This is a genomic window from Streptomyces sp. NPDC058335 (assembly GCF_042723915.1).
GTDB lineage: Bacteria > Actinomycetota > Actinomycetes > Streptomycetales > Streptomycetaceae > Streptomyces.
The window spans coordinates 296,534-321,690 of the sequence record NZ_JBHXHX010000008.1; the positions used below are offsets into that span (position 1 = coordinate 296,534).

The 25,157-nt window shown below is 70.9% G+C and carries 27 protein-coding genes; 12 read left to right on the plus strand and 15 right to left on the minus strand.

The features are described from left to right. Positions 1–6: 6 nt before the first annotated feature. From ACFWJX_RS18100 to ACFWJX_RS18145, 10 genes are all read right to left on the minus strand, one after another. Positions 7–1,446 (minus strand): amino acid permease, encoded by a 1,440-nt coding sequence (locus ACFWJX_RS18100; protein ID WP_383243654.1) that lies wholly within the window; start codon positions 1,444–1,446, stop codon positions 7–9. Next, a complete protein-coding gene (locus ACFWJX_RS18105; protein WP_383244030.1) occupies positions 1,443–2,120 on the minus strand; it encodes a FadR/GntR family transcriptional regulator in 678 nt (225 codons plus the stop codon). Before ACFWJX_RS18105 ends, ACFWJX_RS18100 begins: the two co-directional genes overlap by 4 nt. Before the next feature lie 428 nt (positions 2,121–2,548). Continuing rightward, positions 2,549–3,385: an undecaprenyl-diphosphate phosphatase gene (locus tag ACFWJX_RS18110; protein WP_383243657.1), complete on the minus strand. Its 837-nt coding sequence runs from the start codon at positions 3,383–3,385 to the stop codon at positions 2,549–2,551. Between the two features lie 98 nt (positions 3,386–3,483). Then, on the minus strand, positions 3,484–3,858 hold the full coding sequence (gene crcB, locus ACFWJX_RS18115) for a fluoride efflux transporter CrcB (RefSeq protein WP_383243660.1): 375 nt from the start codon (positions 3,856–3,858) through the stop codon (positions 3,484–3,486). Continuing rightward, complete coding sequence (locus tag ACFWJX_RS18120) at positions 3,855–4,271, minus strand: DUF190 domain-containing protein (RefSeq protein WP_383243663.1); 417 nt, start codon at positions 4,269–4,271, stop codon at positions 3,855–3,857. Before ACFWJX_RS18120 ends, crcB (ACFWJX_RS18115) begins: the two co-directional genes overlap by 4 nt. After that, positions 4,268–4,723 (minus strand): fluoride efflux transporter CrcB, encoded by a 456-nt coding sequence (crcB, locus tag ACFWJX_RS18125; RefSeq protein WP_383243666.1) that lies wholly within the window; start codon positions 4,721–4,723, stop codon positions 4,268–4,270. Before crcB (ACFWJX_RS18125) ends, ACFWJX_RS18120 begins: the two co-directional genes overlap by 4 nt. 78 nt (positions 4,724–4,801) lie before the next feature. Then, positions 4,802–5,767, minus strand: a complete 966-nt coding sequence (locus tag ACFWJX_RS18130; protein WP_383243669.1) for an SMP-30/gluconolactonase/LRE family protein — start codon at positions 5,765–5,767, stop codon at positions 4,802–4,804. 65 nt (positions 5,768–5,832) lie between these two features. Beyond that, on the minus strand, positions 5,833–6,120 hold the full coding sequence (locus tag ACFWJX_RS18135; protein ID WP_383243672.1) for an ArsR family transcriptional regulator: 288 nt from the start codon (positions 6,118–6,120) through the stop codon (positions 5,833–5,835). 214 nt (positions 6,121–6,334) lie between these two features. Then, positions 6,335–7,894 carry an arabinogalactan endo-beta-1,4-galactanase gene (locus tag ACFWJX_RS18140; protein WP_383243674.1) on the minus strand — a complete coding sequence of 520 codons (1,560 nt, stop codon included), beginning with the start codon at positions 7,892–7,894 and terminating at the stop codon, positions 6,335–6,337. Between the two features lie 104 nt (positions 7,895–7,998). Then, the gene (locus tag ACFWJX_RS18145; RefSeq protein ID WP_383243677.1) at positions 7,999–10,020 is read right to left on the minus strand and encodes a beta-galactosidase; all 2,022 of its coding nucleotides are present in this window, start codon (positions 10,018–10,020) and stop codon (positions 7,999–8,001) included. Positions 10,021–10,247: 227 nt separating this feature from the next. On the opposite strand from ACFWJX_RS18145, the gene ACFWJX_RS18150 reads away from it, so the two are divergent. The 6 genes from ACFWJX_RS18150 (at position 10,248) to ACFWJX_RS18175 (ending at position 15,736) form a co-directional block, all read left to right on the plus strand. Further along, the gene (locus ACFWJX_RS18150) at positions 10,248–11,576 is read left to right on the plus strand and encodes an ABC transporter substrate-binding protein (protein ID WP_383243680.1); all 1,329 of its coding nucleotides are present in this window, start codon (positions 10,248–10,250) and stop codon (positions 11,574–11,576) included. After that, the gene (locus tag ACFWJX_RS18155) at positions 11,573–12,496 is read left to right on the plus strand and encodes a carbohydrate ABC transporter permease (protein WP_383243682.1); all 924 of its coding nucleotides are present in this window, start codon (positions 11,573–11,575) and stop codon (positions 12,494–12,496) included. Before ACFWJX_RS18150 ends, ACFWJX_RS18155 begins: the two co-directional genes overlap by 4 nt. Then, on the plus strand, positions 12,493–13,401 hold the full coding sequence (locus tag ACFWJX_RS18160) for a carbohydrate ABC transporter permease (RefSeq protein ID WP_383243685.1): 909 nt from the start codon (positions 12,493–12,495) through the stop codon (positions 13,399–13,401). Before ACFWJX_RS18155 ends, ACFWJX_RS18160 begins: the two co-directional genes overlap by 4 nt. After that, the gene (locus ACFWJX_RS18165) at positions 13,398–14,429 is read left to right on the plus strand and encodes a LacI family DNA-binding transcriptional regulator (protein WP_383243688.1); all 1,032 of its coding nucleotides are present in this window, start codon (positions 13,398–13,400) and stop codon (positions 14,427–14,429) included. Before ACFWJX_RS18160 ends, ACFWJX_RS18165 begins: the two co-directional genes overlap by 4 nt. Positions 14,430–14,903: 474 nt before the next feature. Further along, entirely contained in the window at positions 14,904–15,257 is a 354-nt protein-coding gene (locus ACFWJX_RS18170) for a VOC family protein (protein ID WP_383243691.1), read from the plus strand. An 80-nt stretch (positions 15,258–15,337) separates the two neighbouring features. Beyond that, the gene (locus ACFWJX_RS18175) at positions 15,338–15,736 is read left to right on the plus strand and encodes a MarR family winged helix-turn-helix transcriptional regulator (protein ID WP_383243694.1); all 399 of its coding nucleotides are present in this window, start codon (positions 15,338–15,340) and stop codon (positions 15,734–15,736) included. On the opposite strand, the gene ACFWJX_RS18180 is transcribed toward ACFWJX_RS18175, so the two are convergent. The 3 genes from ACFWJX_RS18180 to ACFWJX_RS18190 form a co-directional block, all read right to left on the minus strand. After that, positions 15,733–16,332 (minus strand): ALF repeat-containing protein, encoded by a 600-nt coding sequence (locus ACFWJX_RS18180; RefSeq protein WP_383243697.1) that lies wholly within the window; start codon positions 16,330–16,332, stop codon positions 15,733–15,735. The genes ACFWJX_RS18175 and ACFWJX_RS18180 overlap by 4 nt on opposite strands. A 144-nt stretch (positions 16,333–16,476) precedes the next feature. Beyond that, entirely contained in the window at positions 16,477–16,869 is a 393-nt protein-coding gene (locus ACFWJX_RS18185) for an SseB family protein (RefSeq protein ID WP_383243700.1), read from the minus strand. A 140-nt stretch (positions 16,870–17,009) separates the two neighbouring features. Continuing rightward, positions 17,010–17,627, minus strand: coding sequence for a MerR family transcriptional regulator (locus ACFWJX_RS18190; RefSeq protein WP_383243703.1), 618 nt, complete (start codon positions 17,625–17,627; stop codon positions 17,010–17,012). Positions 17,628–17,747: 120 nt separating this feature from the next. On the opposite strand from ACFWJX_RS18190, the gene ACFWJX_RS18195 reads away from it, so the two are divergent. From ACFWJX_RS18195 to ACFWJX_RS18205, 3 genes are all read left to right on the plus strand, one after another. Beyond that, positions 17,748–18,149 carry a DUF3291 domain-containing protein gene (locus tag ACFWJX_RS18195; protein WP_383243705.1) on the plus strand — a complete coding sequence of 134 codons (402 nt, stop codon included), beginning with the start codon at positions 17,748–17,750 and terminating at the stop codon, positions 18,147–18,149. Positions 18,150–18,186: 37 nt separating this feature from the next. Beyond that, on the plus strand, positions 18,187–19,629 hold the full coding sequence (locus tag ACFWJX_RS18200) for an MFS transporter (protein ID WP_383243708.1): 1,443 nt from the start codon (positions 18,187–18,189) through the stop codon (positions 19,627–19,629). 138 nt (positions 19,630–19,767) lie between these two features. Next, positions 19,768–21,213 (plus strand): glyceraldehyde-3-phosphate dehydrogenase, encoded by a 1,446-nt coding sequence (locus ACFWJX_RS18205; RefSeq protein WP_383243711.1) that lies wholly within the window; start codon positions 19,768–19,770, stop codon positions 21,211–21,213. Between the two features lie 64 nt (positions 21,214–21,277). Here the strand turns inward: ACFWJX_RS18205 and gndA are convergent, their stop codons facing one another. Together gndA and ACFWJX_RS18215 are read right to left on the minus strand one after the other, a co-directional pair. After that, positions 21,278–22,720 (minus strand): NADP-dependent phosphogluconate dehydrogenase, encoded by a 1,443-nt coding sequence (gndA, locus tag ACFWJX_RS18210; protein ID WP_383243714.1) that lies wholly within the window; start codon positions 22,718–22,720, stop codon positions 21,278–21,280. Then, the gene (locus ACFWJX_RS18215; protein WP_383243717.1) at positions 22,717–23,133 is read right to left on the minus strand and encodes a hypothetical protein; all 417 of its coding nucleotides are present in this window, start codon (positions 23,131–23,133) and stop codon (positions 22,717–22,719) included. Before ACFWJX_RS18215 ends, gndA begins: the two co-directional genes overlap by 4 nt. Before the next feature lie 120 nt (positions 23,134–23,253). On the opposite strand from ACFWJX_RS18215, the gene ACFWJX_RS18220 reads away from it, so the two are divergent. From ACFWJX_RS18220 to ACFWJX_RS18230, 3 genes are all read left to right on the plus strand, one after another. After that, positions 23,254–23,667 carry a hypothetical protein gene (locus tag ACFWJX_RS18220; protein WP_383243720.1) on the plus strand — a complete coding sequence of 138 codons (414 nt, stop codon included), beginning with the start codon at positions 23,254–23,256 and terminating at the stop codon, positions 23,665–23,667. A gap of 211 nt (positions 23,668–23,878) precedes the next feature. Further along, a complete protein-coding gene (locus ACFWJX_RS18225; RefSeq protein WP_383243723.1) occupies positions 23,879–24,460 on the plus strand; it encodes a hypothetical protein in 582 nt (193 codons plus the stop codon). Positions 24,461–24,590: 130 nt separating this feature from the next. Continuing rightward, on the plus strand, positions 24,591–25,136 hold the full coding sequence (locus tag ACFWJX_RS18230) for a hypothetical protein (RefSeq protein WP_383243726.1): 546 nt from the start codon (positions 24,591–24,593) through the stop codon (positions 25,134–25,136). Positions 25,137–25,157 lie beyond the last annotated feature (21 nt).

Consider the following 25,157-nt stretch of genomic DNA (forward strand, 5'->3'; position numbering starts at 1 on the left):
GCGGGTTCACGCGTCGGCCTTGGATGACGTGCGGGTGCGGCGGACGCGGATGGCGTACCAGCCCGCGACGAGCGCGGCGGCGATCAGCGGCAGGCACAGCACGGTGGTGCGTCCGGCGCCGCCGTCGGCGTACATGAGGACCAGGACGGAGGCGAGGAAGGCCAGCGTCACGAGTTCGGTCCAGGGGGAGCCCGGCAGTCGGTAGCTGGGGCGGGTCAGGTCGCCGTTCTGGGTCTTCTGCCAGAACAGCAGGTGGCAGATCATGATCATGCCCCAGGTGGCGAGGATGCCGAGTGCCGCGAAGTTCAGGACGATCTCGAACGCGTCGGCGGGGACCACGAAGTTGAGGCCGACGCCGAGGACGCAGACGCCGCTGGTGAGCAGGATGCCGCCGTAGGGGACCTGGGTGCGGCTCATCTTCGCGGTGAACCGGGGCGCCGAGCCGCTCACGGCCATGGAGCGCAGGATGCGGCCGGTGGAGTAGAGGCCCGAGTTGAGGGAGGACATCGCCGCCGTGAGCACGACGAGGTTCATCACGCCGCCCGCGGCCGGGACGCCGATGTTGGACAGCACCGTGACGAAGGGGCTCTCGCCGGAGGTGTACTTGTTCCACGGGAGCAGCATCGACAGCAGGAGGACCGAGCCGACGTAGAACAGGCCCACGCGCCACATGATCGAGTTGATCGCCTTCGGCATGATCTTCTCGGGGTTCTCGGTCTCACCGGCGGCGACGCCGACCAGTTCGACGGAGGCGTAGGCGAAGACGACGCCCTGGACGATCAGCAGCATGGGCAGCAGGCCGTTGGGGAAGATGCCGCCGTGGTCGCTGATCAGGGACGGGCCGGGGGTGGTGCCGTCGACCTGGTGCTGGGTGACCAGCAGGAAGATTCCGATGCACATGAAGATCACGAGCGCGCTGACCTTGACGATCGCGAACCAGAACTCCAGTTCGCCGAAGATCTTCACGGAGATCAGGTTCACCGTGAGGACCACGGCCAGGGCGATCAGCGCGATCACCCACTGGGGTACGTCGGAGAACATGCCCCAGTAGTGGGTGTAGGTGGCCACCGCGGTGATGTCGGCGATGCCGGTGGTGGCCCAGTTCAGGAAGTACATCCAGCCCGCGGTGTAGGCGCCCTTCTCTCCCATGAACTCCCGGGCGTACGACACGAAGGCGCCGGAGGACGGGCGGTACAGGACGAGTTCGCCGAGGGCGCGCACCACGAGGAAGGCGAAGATGCCGCAGACCGCGTAGGCGATGAAGAGGGAGGGGCCGGCGTCGGCGAGGCGGCCGCCTGCGCCGAGGAAGAGACCTGTGCCGATGGCGCCGCCGATGGCGATCATGTTGACGTGCCGGTGTTTGAGGGACTTGCTGTACCCCTCGTCTCCGGCGTCGACGTGACGGGTCGAGGGGCGGGTCTCGTCCTTGAGGTGCTGTTCGCTCACGCCTCGGGTCCGCCTTCCAGGGGGGAGTCGGTGCGCGGAGGGCGCACGATGTCGGTGAGGGTCGTCTCGACGCGGTCGAGGTGGTGGCTCATGGCCTCCACGGCGTCGGACTCGGAACCGTCGATCAGCGCCTCGACGATGGCCCGGTGTTCGCGGTTGGACTGCTCGCGCCGTCCGCCCAGTTCGTTCAGGAAGGCCGACTGACGCGCCAGTGCGTCGCGGATCTCCTCGATGACCCGGCGGAAGACCGGGTTCTGGGCGGCCTCGGCGACGGCGAGGTGGAAGAGGGTGTCCATCGCGACCCAGGCGGTGGTGTCGGTCTCGCGTTCCATCCGGTCCAGGAGGTGGGCCAGGTGGTCCAGGTTCTCCGGGGTGCGGCGCGCGGCGGCGTACCCGGCGACCGGGATCTCGATGTGGCGGCGCACTTCGAGCAGGTCGCTGGCGGCGTAGTCGCCGAAGGTGGGGTCCTCGACGGTGTTGGCGACGACGAACGTGCCCTTGCCGGTCCGGGAGACCGTCAGGCCCATGGTCTGGAGGGCGCGCAGGGCTTCTCGCAGGACGGGCCGGGACACCTCGAGGGTGCGGCACAGTTCCGCCTCGGAGGGAAGCTTGTCCCCGATGGCGTAGTGGCCGCGCTCGATGGCGCCGCGAAGGTGGGCGAGCACCGCTTCCATCGCGCTGATGCGACGGGGTGCCGGGCCACCTGTCTGGCTGTCTGACAGGTTCACGGGAGTGATACTCCGGGTGGCCGGAGGTCGCTGTCAAGGCGAGTGAAAGGAAAGATTCAGTGAGCGGACGGGTGAAAGCGGGATTCTCGCCTCCGCCCCGGATGAGCTGTCCTCGGCCCGGGGCCGACGCCCGCCTACGCCCCAGGTCGGCCGCCTGCACCGGGGCGGGCTGTCTCCGCCGGGGGCGGACTGTCTGCGCCAGGCCAGCCGACTACACCCGAGCCGACCACCCCCACCAGACCCAGCCGCCTGCACCCCAGCCGACCACCCCCACCAGACCCAGCCGCCTGCACCCCAGCCGACCACCCCCACCAGACCCAGCCGCCTCCCCCGCGCTCAACCATCTCCCCCGTGCTCAGCCATCTCCGCCCCGCTCAGCTGCCGAGGACTCCCGTGGCCAGCAGCCCGAACAGCAGCAGGCCCACGACGATCCGGTAGATCACGAACGCGTTGAAGGAGTGCTTGGCGACGAACCTCAGCAGCCAGGCGATGGAGGCGTAGGCGACCACGAAGGACACCGCCGTGCCGACGACCAGCGGTGCGGCCCCGGCCCCGGTGCCCAGGGCGTCCTTCAGCTCGTAGAGGCCGGCGCCGGTGAGGGCCGGGATGCCGAGGAAGAAGGAGAGCCGGGTGGCCGCGACCCGGTCCAGGTCGAGCATGAGCGCGGTCGACATGGTCGCGCCGGAGCGGGAGAAGCCGGGGAAGAGCAGCGCGAGGATCTGGGAGCTGCCGACCAGCATGGCGTCCTTGAACGAGGTGTCGTCCTCGCCCCGCTTGTGGCGGCCCGTCCGGTCGGCCACCCACATCACGCCGCTGCCGGCGATGAGCGAGCCCGCGACCACCCAGAGCGAGGCCAGGGGGCCTTGGATCAGCGGTTTGGCGGCCAGGCCCACGACGACGATCGGGATCGTCGCGTAGATCACCCACCAGGCGAACTTGTAGTCGTGGTGGTGGCGCTCGCCCTTGTCGGTGAGGCCGCGGAGCCAGGCGGAGACGATCCGCGTGATGTCCTTGCGGAAGTACACCAGCACCGCCGCGATCGCGCCGACCTGGATGACCGCGGAGAAGCCGACGACCGCGTCGTCGTCGACCGGGATGCCCATCAGACCCTCGGTGATCTTCAGATGCCCGGTGGAGGAGACGGGGAGGAACTCGGTCACTCCCTCGATGGCTCCGAGGACGACGGCCTGACCGACGGAGATGGCGCTCATGGGATCCCGTTCTGCGGGTGGTCGACGGTGCGGTGCACGGCGGTGCGGTGCACGGCGGTGCGCTGCACAGTCCTACCAGCCGCGGGTGTGTTCCCCGGTCATGACCACACCGTCTGCGCGAGCCACACCCCCGCGAAGGCGGCCCCGACGCCCACCGCCACACTGGCGACGACGTTGGCGGCGGCGTGCAGCGCCGCTCCGGTCTCGGTCAGCCGCAGCGTCTCGTAGGAGAAGGTGGAGTAGGTGGTCAGGGCCCCGCAGAAACCGGTGCCGAGGAGCAGCCGCAGGTCGGGGTCGGCGGCTCCGGCGACGGCCGCGCCGGTCACCAGGCCGAGGACCGCGCAGCCGACGACGTTGACGACGAAGGTGCCCCAGGGGAAGACCGAGTCGTGCCGGGCCTGCACCGCGCGGTCGGTCAGGTAGCGCAGGGGTGCGCCGACCATTGCTCCGGCGACGACCAGCAGCCAGTTCACAACGGCCTCTTACCCTGCGTGTCCGTTTCGCCCTGGTTCCGGTCGCGGTCGACGATGGGGGTCCCCCCGGTCGAACGCCGTTGAGACTGGGGGAGGATGACCTCACAGGGGTCGAGGATGACGAGGCCCTCGGTGACCAGTTCGTCGAGCTGGGGCAGGAAGGCCCGCACCCGTTCCTCCGTGTCGACGATGACGACGGCGACCGGGAGGTCCTCGCTGAGGGAGAGCAGACGGGCGGTGTGGATCAGCGAGGAGGCGCCGAAGCCCTCGATGCCGCGGAAGACGCTGGCACCCGCCAGTCCTGCCCCATGGGCCCGGTGCACGATCTCGGTGTACAGGGGCTTGCGGTGCCAGGTGTCGTTCTCGCCGACGAAGACGGTCACGCGCAGGGCACTGCCGGTGAGCCTCGTCATGGCTTCCTCCGGGTCAGGACGCGGCGGGTCGCGGTCGCCGCGAGCCACACCGCCGTGAGCGCCGCGAGCGGGGTCGCGGCCAGGTAGGCCAGCGCCGTACGGAGATGCCCCGTGTCGAACAGTCGCTGGAGGTCGACGGCGTACGTCGAGAAGGTGGTGAAGCCGCCGAGCACGCCGGTGCCGAAGAAGGGGCGGACGAGCCGGTGGACGGTCAGCGCCTCGGTGATCAGCACCAGGAGGACGCCGATCACGGCGCAGCCGACGACGTTGACCCAGAAGGTCGTCCACGGGAACCCGCTGCTCACCGAGGGCCACCACAGGGAGGCCGCGTAGCGGGCCGCGGCGCCCAGTCCGCCGCCGACGGCGACCACGGCGACCACCGGGAGCTGTCCCGGCGCGGCGGACCGGCGCGGGGCGCCGCCGCGGCGGCTGTCGGTCTCCGGGGCTGTCATGTCGTACGTCTCCTGCCTCGGCCCCCGGTCGCCCCGGCTCGCGGGGTGATCACGGCTGGTCAACAGGGTAACGCCGGATCACTCAGCCCCGGGTGCCGCACAGACCGCGATGCCGGGCTCCCAGAGGCTGCCCAGGACGAGCCGGCCGCGGACCGCGCAGACGCTGGTGACCATGCGGAAGCCGGAACGGCGACGGGTGAGGTGGTGGACGGTCCGGCCCGTGTCGTCGACCGCGAGGACGCCGATGGTGCCCGAGGGGCGGTAGGGGGCGCGCAGGGCCAGGCGAGCGGCGCGGTGGCGGATCGTGGGGCCGGCCCGGTGGAGGAGATCGAGCGGAGGGACGCGGGGGCCGGCCAGCGCGACCCAGACCGGGCCGTCGGGGGCGCCGCGCCACAGGTTGTCCGGGAATCCGGGCAGGTTCTCGACGAGGGGTTCGGCTCCTCCGGCGGCGGAGCCGGCGAGGTGGTAGCGGGTGAGGCGGCGGGCGCCGGTCTCGGCGACGATCAGGAAGCTGCCGTCGGCGCTCACCGCGAGGCCGTTGGCGAACTGGAGCCCGTCCAGCAGGACTTCGGGTTCGTCGTCACCGGGGGCCAGCCGCAGCAGGCGTCCGGTGCCGGTGTGTTCGACGAGGTCGCCCATCCAGTCGTGCAGGGGGTGGGCCCGGCTCGACACCGTGAAGTACACGGTGCCGTCGGGCAGCGCCACGACGTTGCTGCAGAACCGCAGCCGCTCCCCCGCCGCCGAGTCGGCCAGTACGTCGACCCGGGCGCCGCCCTCGATGCCGACGCGCAGCAGCGCCCCCTCGGCGTCGCACACCAACAGGTCGCCGTCGGGGAGGAGTTCGAGACCGAGGGGGCGGCCGTCGATGCGGGCGACCTCCTCGACGCGGGCGGCGGAGGGATCGTGGAGGCCGTCGACGCGCAGGATCCGGCCGTCCGCGACTCCGGTCAGGACGCGCCCGTACGGATCGGGCACGACGTCCTCGGGGCCGTGGCCGCCGAGGGAGAGGTGGCGTACGGGGACGAGAGCGGTGGGTCGGTCCACGCGGGGTGCCTTCCACTGGTGCGGGTCCCCGACGGTAGGCCGTCCGCGCGGCCCCCACCAGCCCCCTACCAGCCCTTCTCGAACATGCGGGCCACTTCGGCGATGCGCATCTCGTCGCGCCGGTAGTAGGTGCGCAGCCGGATCCGCTTGGCGCGCAGCAGACCCAGGTCGGTGAGCAGCGCGAGGTGGGTGTCGGCCACCCTGCGGTGCACGCCCAGTTTCGCCGCGACGATGTCCGCGGTGACGCCGTCCTCGACGAGGTCCGCGCGCCGCTGCGGCGGGAAGTGCCGCGCCGGTTCCTTCAGCCACTCCAGGATGTGCAGTCGCCGCTCGTTCACGGGAGTCCTCAGCATGGTCGTCCCCTCCGTCCCTGGATCGGGGCCCCTCGTACCGCGTCTGCCCACTGTTCCGCAGTTGAGGCCACCGTGTCCCGCACTCCGCGACCCTTGGCCGGGATCGAACACCCATCCCCTGTACGGCAGTTCGCGTGGGGGGGGCGGGGAACGCGCAGGGGCCCGGCCGCCGAGTGGCGGCCGGGCCCGCTGTCACGAGGTCACGTGATGACGGTCAGCGGTGGCTGAACCACGCCATCGAGGACAGCGCCCGGTCGTCGTAGCCGAACAGGGCCTGGTTCTCCCAGCCGTTGCCGGAGGTGGCGTCGGTCGGGTCCCAGCCGTTGCCGTTCACTGCGGTCCAGGTGGCCTCCCAGTAGAAGACGCCGAGACCGCGGCCGTTCGGGACGGCCTCCACGATGCTGGCCACGGAGTTCATCCAGGCGAGCTGTCCGGCCGGGGTGGCCGGGTAGCCGGAGACCAGTTCGCTCGACAGGTCGATGATGTTCTCGTGCGAGTCCTCGCTGTCGAGGCGGAACGGGTAGGCCGTCTCGGCGACGAAGACCGGCTTGCCGTAGCGGGAGGCCGCGTCGTCCAGCGTGGTCTGGAACTCGGCGAGCGTGCCGTGCCAGTAGCCGTAGAACGACAGGCCGATCGTGTCGAACTTCACGCCGTTGGAGACCGCGCTGTCGAACCACCAGCGGGTGCCGGTCAGGTCACCGCCCTTGGCGAGGTGCAGGGCGACCGGGGTGGACGAGTTGACCGCCTTGACGGCGTCGTAGCCGGAGTTGAGCAGGCCGGCGAGCTGGCTCCAGTTGGCTGTGGAGCCCTCGTTCCACAGCATGCCGCCGTTGATCTCGTTGCCCACCTGGACCATGTCGGCCGTGGTGCCCTGGGCCTTGAGCGCGTTCAGCACGTCGTACGTGTGGTTGTACACGTCCGTCTTGAGCTGGCTGTACGAGTGTCCCGCCCAGGCGCTCGGCTTGCTCTGGGCGCCCGGGTCGGCCCAGATGTCCGAGTAGTGGAAGTCGACCAGGAGCTTCTGGCCGGCGGCCTTGACCCGCTTGGCCGTGGCCAGCACGCGCGCCTTGTTGTTGTAGCCGTCGGCGGGGTTGACCCACACCTTCAGGCGCGCGTAGTTCATGCCGGCGTTCTTCAGGATGGTGACCGGGTCGCCGGTGGTGCCCGAAGCGGTCTTGTAGACGCCGCCCTTGGCCTCGCTCTTGGGGATGGACGAGATGTCGGCACCCTTGATCGACAGTCCGGTCGTGCCGGACGTGAAGGTCAGGTCGTCAACATTGATCCAGTTGCCCGCGTTCGCGTCACTGTTGACGCTGACCGTGCACTGGTTGTTCGTCACATTGACCGGGACGACGATACGGAGCCATCCGCTCGCCGAGACCGGCAGGTCGGTGCGCTGTTCGGCGCCGCCGCAGTTCTTCAGGGCTATGTAGGCCGACTTCTGGCCGCCGCCGGAGCGGACCCAGGCGGTGAGCTTGTAGTTGCCGTTGGTCAGTCCCGACAGGTACTGGTACGTCTCCACCTTGTAGGCGGCGGACGCCCAGTGGGAGAGGCGGTAGCTGCCGCCGTGCCCGCCGGACTCGGCGAACGAGGCGCCGGTGTCGCCGTACTCGGACCAGCCGCTGGGGGCGGCCGCCCCGGCGCCGTCGGCCTCGAAGCCGGCGTTGGTGAGCGTGGAAGCCGCCTGGGCGGTCTGCGCGGGCAGGGCGGTGAGCGCGAGCCCCGCGGTGAGCGGGAGCAGCAGGGCTCTGAGAGTGCGTCTGGGATGGAACATCTTCGTCCGTCGTCCCTTCGACGTGATGGGGGTGGGTCTCCCTCGGGGTGAGGGACCCCCTCCGCCCGCGGCTCGCGGCTCCACGGGCGGAGGGGGAGTCTGGCTCAGCCGTCGAGTCGTACGACCCGCACGGCTCCCGCCGGGACCACCAGGCGGCCGGCGGCTCGTTCGCCCGTCAGCAGTTCGGTGCCGGACGTGTCCAGCGGCACCTTGGCGTCGGTGGCGGTGTGATTGATGGCGAAGAGGTAGCTGCCGGTCTCGCCGGAGCGGCGCACGACCTCGACGTCCCGGGGCAGGTCGGCGACCGGGGCGACGCGGGCGTCCTCGGCGGCCCAGCCCAGCAGGGCGTCCAGGCCCTCGGCACCGAGCCGGGTCGAGACGTACCAGGCGGTGCCCTCGCCGAGGCGGTGCCGGGTGACGGCCGGGCGGCCGGCGGTGAGGCCGTCGGCGTACGTCCAGACGGTCTCGGCGCCGCGCGGCTCGACGAACTCGGTCCACACGTCGCCGCTCAGCTCGGAGCCGTCGGGCCCCGTGATCCGGACGTGCTCGCCCTGGAGCAGCGGGGAGAACTCCTCGACGGTGAGGCCGAGGACGTCCCGCAGCGCGCCCGGGTAGGCGCCCTCGTGGACGGCGTCGGACGCGTCGACGATGCCGGAGAAGTACGACACGACGAGCGTGCCACCGTTCTCGACGTACGCCTTGAGGTTGTTCCCGGCCGCCTCCGTCATCAGGTACAGGGCGGGCACCACGACCAGCGGGTACTGCGAGAGGTCGGCCTCGGGGTGGGCGAAGTCGACGGTGAGGTGACGGTCGTAGAGGGCCTCGTAGAAGGCGTCGGCGCGCTCGCGCGGGTCGTGGTCCTCGCTGGGGCGCCAGGCGAGGTTCTGTGCCCACCAGGAGTGCCAGTCCCACAGGACGGCGACGTCGGCCTCGGTGCGGGTGCCACGGATCGCGTTCAGGGAGTCGAGGGAGGCGCCGAGTTCGACGACCTCGCGCCACACGCGTGTGTCGGTGCCGCCGTGCGGGACCATCGAGGAGTGGAACTTCTCGGCCCCGCGCCGGGACTGCCGCCACTGGAAGAACATGGCGCCCTCGGAGCCGCGGGCCACGTGCCCGAGGGAGTTGCGGGCCATCTGGCCGGGGGCCTTGGCCGGGTTGCGGGGCTGCCAGTTGACGCCCGAGGTGGAGTGCTCCAGGAGGATCCAGGGGGCGCCGCCGGCGACGGAGCGGGTGAGGTCGGCGGCCATCGCCAGGTTGACGTGGGTGCGGCGGCCGTCGGTGATCAGGTAGTGGTCGTTGGTCACGAGATCGACCTCGCGGCCCCAGGCCCAGTAGTCGACCGAGTCGCACTGGCTGAGCGCGGTCATGAAGTTCGTGGTGACCGGGACGCCGGGCGCGAGGCAGTGCAGGATGTCGCGCTCCATGACGAAGTTCTCGCGCATGGTGGCGTCGGCGAAGCGCCGGTAGTCGAGGGCCTGACCGGGGTTGCCGACGGTCGGGGTGGTGCGCGGCGGGTTGATGTCGCCGAAGGCCGCGTAACGCTGGCCCCAGAAGGCGGTGCCCCAGGCCTCGTTCACCGCGTCGACCGTGCCGTACGTCGTCTCCAGCCAGCGGCGGAAGTGGGCGGCGCAGGACTCGCAGTAACAGGCCGAGACCGGCACGCCGTACTCGTTGTGGACGTGCCACATCGCGAGCGCCGGGTGGTCGCCGTAGCGCTCGGCGAGCCGGGTGGCGATGTTCGCCGCGGCCGCGCGGTAGTCGGCGTTGCTGTGGCAGATCGCCGCGCGGGAGCCGAACTCGTAGCGGACGCCGTCGGCGGTGACGGGCAGCGCCTCGGGGTGCTCGCGGTAGAACCAGACGGGCGGGGCCGCGGTGGGGGTGGCCAGGTCGACGCGGATGCCGTTCTCGTGCAGCAGGTCGATGATCCGGTCCAGCCAGCCGAAGTCGTGGACCCCGGGCGTGGGCTCCAGGAGGGCCCAGGAGAAGATCCCGACACTCACCATGGTGACGCCGGCCTCGCGCATCAGCCGCACGTCGTCCCGCCAGACGTTTTCCGGCCATTGTTCGGGGTTGTAGTCCCCACCGAAGGCGAGCCTGGTGAGGCCCTTGGGGGTGGTCTCCGGCATGGATCTCTCCCGTTTAATCGATCATTTGGGAACGTGCACACACGTTCTCGGCGGTGCGAGCCCAACATAACCGCACAGCAACAACCATTGACAAGTGTCCGGGATGTTTCTCTACTGTGAACGCTCACAGAAGCATGACAGGGCCTCGCGACGGGCGAGGACCTCGGTTCATGTGACGCATGGCAGGTTCCCGCAGCAGGCGGGAACCCAGGTCAGGGGAGAAACCCATGCCCAACACCCAGCGCCGGCGGCTGTTCAAGGTCGCAGCCTCCGCCGTCGCCGTCACGCTCGGCGCCACCGCACTCGCCGCATGCGGCTCGTCCGACGACGACAGCGACGCCCAGTCGGGGCCGGTCTCGCTCACGTACTGGACGTGGACGCCCGGCATGGACAAGGTCGTGGACCTGTGGAACAAGGGGCCGGGCAAGAAGGACCAGATCACGGTCACGGTGAAGAAGCAGGCGTCCGGCGACACGCTGGTCACCAAGATCCTCACCGCGCACAAGGCGGGCAAGGCCCCCGACCTGGTCCAGGCCGAGTACCAGGCGCTGCCCACGCTCGTCAGCAATGACGCGCTGGCGGACATATCGAAGAACGTCGGCGACGTGAAGGGCAAGTTCGCCGACGGCGTCTGGCAGCAGACGACGCTGGGCACGGACGCGGTCTACGCGGTGCCGCAGGACATCGGCCCGATGATGTTCTACTACCGCGAGGACCTGTTCAAGAAGTACGGCCTGACCGTCCCGACCACCTGGGAGCAGTTCGCGGAGACCGCACGCGCGCTGAAGAAGAAGTCCCCGGAGACGGACCTCACCACCTTCTCGGCCAACGACTCCGGCCTCTTCGCGGGCCTCGCCCAGCAGGCCGGCGCCAGGTGGTGGACCACCTCCGGCGACAAGTGGCAGGTCGGCATCAACGACGCGGCGACCAAGAAGGTCGCCGACTTCTGGGGCGGCCTCGTCGAGGAAGGCGCCGTGGACAACCAGCCGATGTACACCCCGGCCTGGAACAAGGCGCTCAACACCGGCAAGCAGATCGCCTGGGTCAGCGCCGTGTGGGCGCCGGGCACCCTGACCACCGCCGCCCCGGACACCAAGGGCAAGTGGGCCATGGCCCCGCTCCCCCAGTGGTCGCAGACCGACAACGTCACCGGCAGCTGGGGCGGTTCCTCCACCGCCGTCACGACGGACTCCAAGAACAAGGACGCCGCCGCCAAGTTCGCCGCCTGGCTGAACACCGACGGTGACGCGCTCAACGCGCTGGCCAAGGAGAGCGGTATCTACCCGGCCTCCAGCTCCGCCCAGCTCAGCGGCGCCTTCATCAGCCCGCCGGAGTACTTCTCGAACCAGGCGGACTTCTACACCACCGCCGCCAAGATCGCGAAGACCACGGCGCCGTCGGCCTGGGGCCCGAACGTGAACGTCGCCTACACGACCTTCAAGGACGCCTTCGGTGCCGCCGCGAAGGACAAGTCGGACTTCTCCGCCGCCCTGGACAAGATGCAGGCGGACACCGTGGCCGACATGAAGAAGCAGGGCTTCGAGGTCTCCGAGTGACAACCGCACGCCGGAAGGCGTACGGGGTCAAGGGGGCCCCGTACGCTTTCCTCCTCCCCGCCACCATCCTCTTCGCCCTGTTCTTCGCGTTGCCCATCGGCTACGCGCTGTGGCTCAGCTTCCACAAGGTGAAGGTGTCCGGCCTCGGCCTGGGCGCCGGCGCCCGCACGGAGGTCTGGGCCGGCCTGGAGAACTACACCGCCGCCTTCACCGACAGCGAGCTGCTGGACGGCGCCCTGCGCGTCCTCGGCTACGGCTGCATCGTCGTCCCGGTGATGCTGGGCCTCGCCCTGGTGTTCGCGCTGATGCTCGACTCCGACAAGGTGCGGCTGGCCCCGTTCACCCGCCTCGCGATCTTCCTGCCCTACGCCATCCCCGGTGTCGTGGCGGCGCTGCTGTGGGGGTTCCTGTACCTGCCGGACGTCAGTCCGTTCTACTTCGTGCTCGAGAGGCTGGGCCTGCCGCAGCCGGACCTGCTGGACGGCGGCCCGCTGTACCTCGCCCTGTCGAACATCGCTGTCTGGGGCGGCACCGGCTTCAACATGATCGTCATCTACACCTCGCTCCAGGCCATCCCGGTCGAGGTGTACGAGGCGGCCAAGCTGGACGGCGCCACCCCGCTGCAGATCGCGCTCAGGATCAAGATCCCGATGGTGGCGCCCTCGCTGGTGCTCACCTTCTTCTTCTCGATCATCGCGACGCTCCAGGTGTTCAACGAGCCGACCACCCTCAAGCCGCTCACCAACTCCGTGTCCACGACGTGGAGTCCGCTGATGAAGGTGTACCGGGACGCGTTCGGCACCGGTGACATCTACTCGGCGGCCGCCCAGGCCGTGATCATCGCCATCGCCACGCTGCTGCTGTCCTTCGGCTTCCTGCGGGCCGCGAACCGTCGTAACAAGCAGGGGGCAGCCCAGTGAGTTCTCTTGCCGTCCAGAAGGTCCCGTCGGCGGCCGGCGCCACGGACGCCGAGCGGAACAACCGTCCGCCGCTGCGCCGCCGGATCGCCCTCGTCCCCACGATCACGCTGCTGCTGGGCGCGCTGTACTGCCTGCTGCCGGTGGCGTGGGTGGTGATCGCGTCCACCAAGTCGGGCAGCGAGCTGTTCTCCACGTTCACGTTCCTGCCCGGCACCGGCTTCACCCAGAACCTGAGCGACCTCAACGCCTACCGCGACGGCATCTACTGGCAGTGGATGGCCAACTCCGCCCTCTACGCCGGTCTCGGCGCCCTGCTGTCGACGTGCGTGTCCGCGTTCAGCGGCTACGCGCTGGCGACGTACCGCTTCCGCGGTCGCGAGACGATGTTCAACGTCCTGCTGGCGGGCGTGCTGATGCCTCCGATCATCCTGGCCATCCCGCAGTACCTGCTGATGGCCCAGGCCGATCTCACGGACTCCTACTGGTCCGTGCTGCTGCCGCAGATCCTCTCCCCCTACGGCGTCTACCTCGCGCGCATCTACGCGGCCGCGGCCGTGCCGAGCGACGTGGTGGAGGCCGGCCGGATGGACGGGGCCGGCGAGTGGCGGATCTTCACCCGGATCGCGCTGCCGATGATGATCCCCGGCATGGTGACGGTGTTCCTGTTCCAGTTCGTCGCCGTGTGGAACAACTTCCTGCTGCCGTACATCATGCTCAGCGACGACGAGAGGTTCCCGATCACGCTCGGTCTCTTCACGCTGCTGGAGCAGGGTGCCAACACCCCGGCCCTGTACACGCTGGTGATCACCGGCGCGTTCCTCGCGGTGATCCCACTGGTGGCGCTGTTCCTCGTCATTCAGCGGTTCTGGAGCCTTGACCTGCTGTCCGGGGCCGTAAAGTCATGACCATGAGCAACACGGGGGGCAGGCGCAAGCCGCCGACGATCCACGACGTGGCGCGCGAGGCGGGAGTCTCACGAGGGACCGTCTCGCGCGTGCTCAACGGCGGCCACTACGTCAGCCCTTCCGCCCAGGAGGCGGTCAACGCCGCCATCCGCAGGACGGGTTACGTCGTGAACCGGCACGCCCGCTCCCTGATCACCGGCCGCTCCGATTCCGTCGGCTTCCTGCTGACGGAGCCTCAGGAGCGGTTCTTCGAGGACCCCAACTTCAACGTCCTGCTTCGGGGTTGCACCCAGGCGCTGGCCGGGCACGACGTCCCGCTGCTGCTGATGCTGGCCGGGACCGAGGACGAGCGGCGGCGCATAACGCGGTACATCACCGCCGGACACGTCGACGGGGTGCTGCTGGTGTCCAGCCACTCGGGGGACCCGATCGCCACCGAGCTGCGGGAGGCGGGCGTGCCGCTCGTCGCCTGCGGCAAGCCGATCGGGATCGGGTCGAAGGTGAGTTACGTGGCCGCCGACGACCGGGACGGCGCGCGGGACATGGTCCGCCATCTGCTCGCGCAGGGCCGCCGGCGGATCGGCGTGGTCACGGGCCCGCTGGACACCCCCGGCGGTGTGGAGCGGCTCGCCGGCTACAAGGAGGTGCTCGCCGAGGCGGGCATCGGGATCGACGAACGGCTGATCGTCTCCGGGGACTACAGCCGGGCCAGCGGTGAGGCGGGCGCCGAGCGGCTGCTGGCGCAGGCGCCCGAGCTGGACGCGGTGTTCGTCGCGTCCGACCTGATGGCACAGGGGGTGCTCGCCGCGCTGCGGCAGGCCGGCCGCCGGGTGCCGGAGGACGTCGCGGTCGGCGGCTTCGACGACTCCCCCGCGGCCACCGCGTCCACTCCGGCGCTCACCACGATCCGCCAGCCCTGGGACCGGATCAGCAGCGAGATGGTCCGCGTCCTCCTCGCCCAGATCGGCGGCGAGGACCCGGCCGCGGTGATCCTGCCGACGGAACTGGTCAAACGAGAGTCGACGTGACGGCCGGCCGGGGGCGAGGACCGACGGCGGGCGAGAGCCGCAACCCGGCCCTCGCCCGCCGTCGCCGGCCCCGACCCGGCAGCTCGTCAAACCCCGGCAAGCAGACGCCCCCCACCCCGAGGTCGACGCCCCATGAAACCGGACCGCCGCTCGCTGGACCCCCGGTCGGGCACGCCCACCGGATACGAGCGTGAGAAACCAGGTCGGCGGCGCCACGCTCCCTGCGTGCGCGCCCTGCCCTGAGCCCACCGGCCCTCGCCGGCCCCGAACCGGCAGCTCGTCAAACCCCGGCAAGCAGACGCCCCCCACCCCGAGGTCGACGCCCCGAGAAACCGGACCGCCGCGGCGCGGGGGGCTCGCTTCCGGCGTGCGTTCGCCGAACGGTCAGGATCGGAGAAGCGGTCGGCAGGGCCTCGGCCTAGCGTGGAACCACCGACGGGATCCGTCGGTCCCCACGTCAGCGAGGAGTACGCCATGACCGCCGGCCTGCAGACCATCATCTATCCCGTCAAGGACCTCGACCGGGCGAAGGCCCTGTTCCGGGCGTTGCTCGAGGTCGAGCCGTACGCCGACGAGAGCTACTACGTCGGTTTCAAGGCCGCCGGGCAGGACGTCGGGCTGGACCCGAACGGGCACTCCAGGGGCATGACCGGTCCGGTGCCGTACTGGCACGTCAGTGACATCCGGGCCCGGCTCGCGGCCCTGGTGGAGGCGGGGGCCGACGTGCTCCAGGACGTGCAGGACGTCGGCGGCGGCAAGCTGATCGCCTTCGTGAAGGACGCCGACGGAAACCTCGTCGGGCTGACCCAGGACCCGGAGGCCTCCTGAGCCACTCCGGCCCAGAATTCCCTTGCGTCGGCACTAGTTGCACGGTAAACAAACTGTGAAATCGGTGTTACCGTGCAGGTATGGCAGCGAAGACGGCCGGAATCGACCTCGAGGACCGGTGGCGGGACATTCTGTCGGTGCACGCGCGCACGACGTGCGAGATCGACCGCGTGCTGCATCCGCATGGTCTCGGGGCGAGCGACTTCGAGGTACTCGACATCCTCGCCACCGAGGCACCCCGGCCGGGTGACCAGTGCCGGGTGCAGAACCTCGCCGGACGCGTCCACCTCAGCCAGAGCGCGCTCTCCCGCCTCATAGGGCGGCTGGAGAAGGACGGCCTGGTGGAGCGTTCCGTCTGCATGGAGGACCGGCGTGGGGTGTGGGTCGCCCTCACCCCGAAGGGGCGCGACCTCCACGACGAGGTGCTGCCGATCCAGCGCGAGGTACTGGCCCGGATGCTGACCGACGCGACGCGCTAGCCCACTTCGTACTGGCCGACCTCCAGGAAGTGACGCATCTCCTCCGGGGTGCCCTGCACCGCCTGCTCCGCCGCGGCGCGCAGGGCGGCGCTGATGTCCGGCCTGGCAAGGATTCTGAAGATGGCCACCCGGTCGTCCTCGGCACGGGCCAGCCGGTAACCCGTCTCGAGGAAGCGGCTCCTGTCCTCGGCGGTGCCCTCAAGGGCTTCCTCGGCCTCCCGTACCACGGCTCTTCCGCTGTCGGGGTCGGCCAGAATCCGGAAGATGGCGACGCTGTTGTCCTCGTCCTGGGCGATCCAGCGTCCGGTCTTCAGGAAGTGGCGCAGGTCCTCGACGGAGCCGTCGAGTGCCTCCTGCGCTTCCCTGCGCACCCCGATGCCGGTGCTCTCGTCGGCAAGCACGCGCAGGATCTCGATGCGGAGGTCGTCCTCCGACATCGAGTCGTACGGTGACTCGGTGTCCGTGCCCACGGTCACCTCGGCCGATACGGTGACGGGCATGGAGGCCGGGCCGGCTGCCACGGCGGGGCCGGCCAGCAGGAGGGCCGGGGTCAGTGCGCCCACGGCCACGACGAGTGCCGCACGGGTCGGTCTCATGGATCCCCCAGGGTTGACGAAACCGCTTGCTCGTCAAGCGGTCGGGAGATCGTCGCAGGGGCCGCGAGTGCGGGCACAGCCCCTTCACCGGCAATGGTCACGGCCTGTTCGCTGCCGCGAGCCGGAAGCGAGGGCGCCTGGTGACTACCGGGCCAGCAGGGTCCGGACCCCCTCCGAGGTGAGCGTCAGCGGGTGGTCGCCCGCGGCGTCGATGGAGAGCGACAGCTCGCCCTCCGGCCACTGGTGGGCGAGCGCGCCGAGGGGCACCACGCGGTAGCGGGCGACCCCCGGGAGCAGGTCGACCATCTCGGGCTCGGAGGTGAACACGGGGACGACGGGTGCCGTGCCCGGCTGCTCCAGGACGGGCAGGGCCAGCATGCTGGGGTTGGTCACGTCCTCGTCGGTGGCGTCCTCGGGCACGGGCACCAGGACCTCGCAGTGGGCGAGGGTGTCCAGGGCGGCCGTGTCCCCGGTGTCCCTGGCCAGGGCGTCCAGCGCCCTTGCGGCGGCGGTGGCGTCGCGGTCGGGTGTCTCCATGGCAGTTCTCCCCAGGTAGCGGTGGTTGGCGCGTCCGGCCTCGCGTACCCGCTCCCACGACGGGCAATCGGGTTTTCGGCCACCGCCCTCGACCCGCTTTTCATCTTTCGACGGCCGCAGGACGCCGGGGGTCGACGCGCCTACGGGGCGTGCCGCCGGGCCGACTCGTTCTCCTGGGCCATGCGGCGCAGGGCCATCAGGGCGGGCTCCAGGAGGACGGTCAGCAGCAGAGCGCGTTCGGCCGCCTCCAACGGGTCGGTGAGGCCGTCGAGTTGGTCGAGGTCCAGGACGGCGATCCGTTCGGCGAGGCGGGCGTAGGGCAGCAGGGTGTGCCGGTCCATGGGGACGCCGAGCGAGTGCAGGGAGGTCAGGGCCTCGGCGAGGGTGGCGCGCGCGGGCGCCGACTCGTGCACGCGCCAGCCCAACTCCTGGAGAAGCGCCTCCACTTCGCCGGCCGCAGGGTCCTGTTCGGCGGACTCTCCGGACAGGGACACGGAGCCCAGGGTGAGGCCCAGCAGGAGGTGGGTGTCGCCGGTGTGCGCCGCCAGCGCGTCCAGCACCGCACGGGTGGTGGTGACGGACAGCCCCCGTACGCCGGTCAGCGCACGGATCAGGCGCAGTCGGCGCAGGTGCTGGTCGTCGTACTCGGCCTGGGTCGCCGAGGTCTGCCGGCCGGGAGCGAGGAGGCCCTCGCGGAGGTAGTACTTGATCGTCGTCACGGAGACACCGCTGCGGCGGCTCAGCTCGGAAATGCGCATCGGGACGACTCCGCTCTAGAAATTGGATACCTCCACTGTCTAACATGGATAGTGAAGGTATCCAATCGTGCGCAACGGATGCCTCTCCTCAGTCCTGCCCCCTCCCGGAAGGCCGCAGCCATGCCCACCCTGCCCTGGACCACGCTCGGCGAGCCCGCCCCGGGCGCCGAGGCCTACGTCATGGCCTCCCGCTTCGAGGTCCGCTCCCTCAAGGACGTACCGCGCTTCTTCCTGAAGTCCCTCAGCGCGTGGCGACAGGTCACCCGCGCTCCGGGCGCGTACGGCGCCTCGCTCATCGCCCAGCCTCTCCGGCGCACCTTCTGGACCCTGTCGGCCTGGGAGGACAAGGAGGCGCTGTACCGGTACGCGAGGACCGAACCGCACCGGTCGATCATGACCGGGCTGCGCTCCACGACGAAGGGCTCGGCGTTCACGTTCTGGCAGGTCCCGGCCGACGGGCTGCCCGTCGACTGGGCGGACGCCCGCCGCCGGCTCGCCGAGCAGGAACGCACCGGTGCCTGAGACTCCGCCCCACCCTTCCCCGAGGAGAGAGCCCGTCATGACCGTGTCCCCCACGCTCGACGGGCCCGCCGTCGCCACCCCCGCCGGAGAGCGGCGGCGCGTGCCGCTGTGGCTCGCCGTGGTCGCCTGCAGCGTGCCCATGTTCATGGTCGCGCTCGACAACCTCGTCGTGTCCACGGCCCTGCACACCCTGGCCGTCGACCTCCGGGCGAACACACAGGAACTCCAGTGGTTCGTCAACGCCTACGTCCTCAGCTTCGCCTGCCTGCTCATGACGGGGGCCGCGCTCGGTGACCGGTTCGGACGGCGACGGGTGTTCGTCGCGGGCGTCGTCCTGTTCACCATGGCCTCCGCCGGCTGCGGTCTGGCCGACTCCAGCGGAGAGTTGATCGCCTTCCGCGCGGTCCAGGGCCTCGGCGCGGCGGCCGTGATGCCGTTGTCGCTGACCCTGCTGTCCCAGGCCGTGCCGGAGCGGCTGCGCGGCATGGCGCTGGGGGTGTGGTCCGGCGTGAGCGGGCTCGCCGTGGCGATGGGTCCGGTGGTGGGCGGTGCCGTGGTCGAAGGGCTGGACTGGCGGTGGATGTTCTGGATCAACGTGCCGGTGTGCCTGATCGCGATCCCGCTGGTGCTGTTCGCGCTGCGCGAGAGTGCACTGCCCGGCGCCCGCCTCGACCTGGTCGGCATGGTCCTCGCGGCGGCCGGACTGTGCGCCGTGGTGTGGGCGATCGTGCACGGCGAGCCGGACGGCTGGACCTCGGCCACGGTGCTGGGCGCGTTCGCGGCGGGCCTCGTGCTGCTGGCCGCCTTCGTGGCCTGGGAGGCGCGCGTCCCGCAGCCGATGCTGCCGCTGTCCTTCTACCGGGTGCGGGCCTTCACCCTCACCAACCTCGTCTCGGCGGCGATGTACTTCGGTGTCTTCGGCTCGCTTTTCCTGCTGGCCCAGTACCTCCAGATCGCACCGCCCCGCACTCCGCTGGAAGCGGGTGTGCGCACCCTGCCCTGGACGCTGATGCCGATGTTCGTCGCCCCGGTGGCCGGACTGCTCATCGACCGGATCGGCGGCGGCCGGCTGATGGCGCTCGGTCTGTTTCTGCAGGGCGTGGGCCTCGGCTGGAACAACCTCATCGTCGGCACCGACACGGCGTACTCCTCGATGGTGATCCCGATGATCGTGGCCGGTACCGGCATGGGCCTCGTGTTCGCGCCGACGGCCGCGGTCGTCCTCGGCTCGGTGGCCGAGGAGCACGCGGGCAAGGCTTCCGGGGCCAACACCACGGTCCGCGAGATCGGCGGCGCGCTCGGTATCGCCGTACTGAGCACGGTGTTCGTGGCGCACGGCGGCATGCGGGGGCCGCAGGAGTTCGTCGACGGGCTGCGCCCCGCGGTGTGGGTCGGTGTCGCCGTGGTCCTGCTCGGCGCGCTGTGCGCCCTGGGCATCCCGCGCCGGCCGGGCGCCGGGGCCCCGGCGCAGAAGGCGTGAGGGCGCGTCGGTCGCACGGCGGCAGGGCGGGGCTCCGGGCACCTCCGGGGCTCCGCACACCTGAGCGAGGGGGCGCTTGAATGATCGGCACACGAGGCGGTTAGCATATGAGCGCCACCTAGCTCGAAAGAGAATTCTGTGACTGTCAACGACGACTCGTTCACCAACTGGAAGAACCGCGAGGAGATCGCGGAGTCGATGATCCCGATGATCGGGAAGCTCCACCGGGAGCGGGACGTCACCGTCCTGCTGCACAGCCGCTCCCTGGTGAACAAGTCGGTGGTGAGCATCCTCAAGACCCACCGCTTCGCCCGGCAGATCGCCGGTGAGGAGCTCTCGGTCACCGAGACCCTGCCGTTCCTCCAGGCCCTCACCGAGCTGGACCTCGGCCCGTCCCAGATCGACATCGGTCTCCTCGCCGAGCACTACCGGGCGGACGACCACGGTCTGTCGGTGCTCGAGTTCACCGCCGACGCCGTCGCCGGCGCCACCGGCGCCGACAAGATCGAGCGCCGGCAGCCGCGCGACGTCGTGCTGTACGGCTTCGGCCGCATCGGCCGCCTCGTAGCCCGCCTGCTCATCGAGAAGTCCGGGTCCGGCAACGGGCTGCGGCTGCGCGCCGTCGTGGTGCGCGGAGGCGGCGAGCAGGACCTCGTCAAGCGGGCCTCACTGCTGCGCCGCGACTCCGTGCACGGCCAGTTCCAGGGCACGATCACCGTCGACGAGGACAACAGCACCATCCTCGCCAACGGCAACGAGATCAAGGTGATCTACGCCGACGACCCGAGCCAGGTCGACTACACGGCGTACGGCATCAACGACGCGATCCTCATCGACAACACCGGCAAGTGGCGGGACCGCGAGGGGCTTTCGAAGCACCTGCGCCCCGGCATCGACAAGGTGGTGCTGACCGCGCCCGGCAAGGGCGACGTCCCCAACATCGTGCACGGCGTCAACCACGACACGGTCAAGCCGGACGAGCGGATCCTCTCCTGCGCGTCCTGCACCACCAACGCGATCGTCCCGCCGCTGAAGGCGATGGCGGACGAGTACGGCGTGCTGCGCGGACACGTGGAGACCGTCCACTCGTTCACCAACGACCAGAACCTGCTGGACAATTACCACAAGTCCGACCGCCGTGGCCGCTCCGCGCCGCTCAACATGGTCATCACCGAGACGGGCGCCGCCTCCGCCGTCGCCAAGGCGCTCCCCGACCTCAAGGCGCGGATCACCGGCAGCTCGATCCGGGTGCCGGTGCCGGACGTGTCGATCGCGATCCTCAATCTCCAGCTGGCCCGCGAGGCCGACCGGGACGAGGTCCTCGACTACCTGCGGGACGTGTCGCTGACCTCGCCGCTGAAGCGCCAGATCGACTTCATCAGCGCCCCCGACGCGGTCTCCAGCGACTTCATCGGCTCGCGCCACGCCTCGATCGTCGACGCCGGCGCCCTCAAGGTGGAGGGCGACAACGCGATCCTCTACCTCTGGTACGACAACGAGTTCGGCTACTCCTGCCAGGTCGTCCGCGTCGTCCAGCACGTGTCGGGCGTCGAGTACCCGACGTTCCCGGCGCCGCGCGCCTGACCGGCCTCACCGGCTCGCCCGGCCCGGTTCCGCCGGGCCGGGCAAGCGGGTGTGCCCTGTGTGCTCAGGCCGAGTCCGTCTCCGGGCGGCCCGGCTCGGCCCACTGGGTGTGGAAGGCGCCGGGGCGGTCGGTACGGCCGTAGGTGTGCGCGCCGAAGTAGTCTCGCTGGCCCTGGAGCAGGGCCGCGGGGAGCCGGTCGGCGCGCAGGGTGTCGTAGTGTGCGAGGGCCGCGGAGAACGCGGGGACGGGGATGCCCCGGCGGGCCGCGGAGGCCACCGTCTCCCGCCAGGGCACCTGGGCGTCGGTGATCTCCATCGCGAACTCCATCTCCCCGAGCAGGCTGACCAGTTCGGGGTCGGCGGCGTACGCGGTGCGGATGCGGTCGAGGAACGTGGCGCGGATGATGCAGCCGCCGCGCCAGATCCCGGCGACCGCGCCGAGGTCGATCTTCCAGCCGAACTCGCCCGCCGCGTCCTGGATCATCTTCCAGCCCTGGTCGTAGGCGATGACCTTCGAGGCGTACAGGGCGTGTTCCACCTGCGAGGTGAAGCGGGCGGCCTCCGTGCGGCTGATGGCGGGGGTGGTGCCGCCGGGCAGTCCGGAGTAGGCGGCGCGCAGGTCGGTCTGGCCGGAGGCGGCGCGGGCGAACGTGGCCTGGGCGATGGCGGTGACCGGGGAGCCGAGGTCGAGGGCGGTCTGCACCGTCCAGCGGCCGGTGCCCTTCTGTCCGGCCGCGTCGGTCACGATGTCCACGAACGGCAGGCCGGTGGCCTCGTCGGCGTGGGCGAGGACCTCGGCGGTGATCTCGATCAGGTAGGAGCCGAGACGCCCCTCGTTCCAGGCGCGGAAGATGTCCGCGATCTCGGCCGGGGAGTATCCGGCGACCTGGCGCAGCAGGTCGTAGGCCTCGGCGATGAGCTGCATGTCGGCGTACTCGATGCCGTTGTGCACCATCTTGACGAAGTGTCCGGCGCCGTCGGTGCCGACGTGCGCGGCGCAGGGCTCGCCGCCGACCCGCGCGCTGATCGCCTCGAACATCGGCCCGAGCACGTCGTACGACTCGGTGGAGCCGCCGACCATGATCGACGGCCCGTTGAGGGCGCCCTCCTCGCCGCCGGACACGCCGGTGCCGACGAAGTGCAGGCCCCGCGCGCGCAGGGCCTCCTCGCGGCGGCGGGTGTCGGCGAAGTGGGCGTTGCCGCCGTCGATGATCATGTCGCCGGGCTCCAGGAGCGGGGCGAACTCGTCGATGACGGCGTCCGTGACCGCGCCCGCCTGCACCATGATCATCAGTCGGCGGGGGCGTTCGAGCGCGGCGACGAACTCCCGTGCCGTCTCCGCCGGGACGAACGCGCCCTCGTGTCCGAACTCCTCGACGAGCGCACGGGTGCGGCCCGCGGTGCGGTTGTGGACGGCGACGGTGTAGCCGTTGCGGGCGAAGTTCCGCGCGAGGTTGCGGCCCATCACACCGAGACCGGTGACACCGATGGCAGCGGTTGCGTTCATGAGGCAAGTCCCTTGGATCGACGGCGCGTCCGGGGCGCACGGCCCCTCGTTCCCCCCACATACGGCTGGGAGGCGGGATCGTCTCGATCGCGACGCCGACAATCGGGGAGCCGGGGGCGGGGGCCGCAGACCGGGGTCGAGGACGTCGCGGAGCCGGAGATCATGGGCGGCCCTCCCGGAGTGGGGCCGGGAGGGCCGCGTGCGCGCCGCTGGTTCATCGCGTCGGCGATGCGGTCGATCTGGTCCGGGTCCGAGGTCCAGCAGGAGAACGTCAGCTCGTCGGTGCCGATGCCGGCGAAGGCGGCCGCCGTGTCCCGGACTGCGTGGGCGGTGGTGAGCATGCCGTCGACCATGTGGTCGGCGCGGCCGGTGAAGGCGTAGTGGTCGCGCATCCGGCAGCGCGCCCGGTCCACCGTGTCGTCCGGACCGAGGGCGACGTTGACCTGGGCGAGCAGGCGAAGGCTGCCGGGGCGGTCCCTCTTCTCCCCCGGAGGCCCGCGCGCACTCCCGCGCCCTGCTGGCCCGAGCGCTCGGTGTCGCACCGGCCGGCCCGACCGCGCCCTGACCCGGCGGCGAGGCCGGCGTGGAACGCCGCCCTGGCCGGCACCCAGCAGACCCAGGGCGTTCCGGCGGGAACGCCGGGCCGTATCGCCATCCCGGTCGCGGCCGACTCCGACGAGGCACGGCGTGTGGCCATGCGCCTCGTGGACGACACCTGTTTCGCCCCCTTCGACCCCTTCGACGCCGGCGTACTGGCCGACTCGTGGCGCCGGCAGCCGGGCACGCCCGCCTACTGCACCGAGCTGGCCCTCAAGGAGCTGGAGTCGGCGCTGGCCGCGGCCGACCGGGCCGAGGCCAGTGACCGTGCGGGAATCGGAGCCGACAGGTCGACAGGACTCATGGCGCCCACGGTGGCCACCCTGCTCGAGGCGGCAGGCATGCGCTGACGCAATGCCTCTCGTGCGGCCGAGGCGACCGGGACAGGACGAGTGCGGGTTCAGGCGGAGCGGGACGTGCGGCGCGTGGTCGGCGGACGGCCGGTGAACGCCTGGGGCGGGCGGTTCACCGGTGGCCGGCCCGGGGCATGTTCGTCTGCGGGACGCCGGTGCCGTGCGCCGGCGTCCCGCTGGGGCAGGCGACGGACAAGGGGGAAGACGCGTGGGTTGGACGACTGAGGAGTTCGGGGAGTCCCACGAGGGCATCGCGGGCGCGGTCCTGGCCGACGGCAGCGAACCCAAGCCGGTGTACCTGGACCTCGGCAGCAGCGCCGACAGCGTGGTGGAGACCAGCGAGTGGTGGGCGTACGACGGGAAGCTGCGCCGCCCCAGAGCGACCGGTTTCCGCGCGGCCTGCGCGTGCGGCTGGCGGGGCGAGACCCATCCGATCGACGGCGCGTGCCGGGTGTCGGACGACGGCTTGTACGACCTGGACGTCTCCGCCGCGCGCAGCGACTGGAGGGTGCACATCCGTGCCGTCGAGCGCCGGACCGTTCCGCTCCCCGACCAGCTCACCCACCTCATGCACCAGCTGGAGGAGCAGCTGACCTCCCTGACCGACCGGGCACCGGTGGCCGCCCTCAAGGCCGTGACCATGCTGGAGCGGCTGCTGCCCGACATCGGTCAGGAGGCGGCCCAGGCGGTGCGCGACGACGAACTGTCCTGGGAGTCCGTCGGCACGGCGCTGGGCGTCAGCCCGGACCGGGCCCGTTCCCTGCTCACCCGCTACCTTCTGCGCCACTGACCACGACGGCCGGCGCCCGGGTGTGGCCGAAGCCACGTCCTCCCCGGGGGCTCGGCCATGTCCCCGCGTGGGGGACGCGGGCTACGGTGCCAGAGGTCCCTTCCCCCGTACGCAGCTCGGACGGCCATCAGTGCGCGCAGATCTCTCCCCTCTCATAGCGGCGACCGCCCAGTGGCTGACGCGGGCCTACCCGGCCTGCGGCGGCGCGCTGGCGTCCGCGCTGTGCGAGGTGCAGGCCCGCCAGGCGGTGACCGTCGCGGCCTGGCTGCGCTATCCGACCGTGATGGACGCCGCGCTGGTCGGCATGGCGGGGCCGGGCGGCTCGGCCAGGCTGGACTGGATCAGCGGCACGGACTCGGACGCCACCGGTACGGGTACGGGTACGGGTACGGACGGTACGGATGCCTGGCGCAGCTGGGTGGACGAGGTGGTGGCGAGCTGGGCGGCCTGCCTGCTCACCGACCCCGAGCTGGCCGCGCTGGCCGTGGCCGGGCTGAACGGCGGCGATCACACGACCGGCGTGCCGATGGAGTTCCGCCGCCTGCTCACCCCCGACGCACGCGACCGCGAAGCCGCGGCTCTCCTGCGCCACCCCGACCTCCTCGCCCCCGTGACCGAACTGCACAGCACACAGCTGATGGACCTGCTGGGGCCCGGTCAGGCACTGATCGCCTGAGGGGCGGTCGCCGAGGGGCAC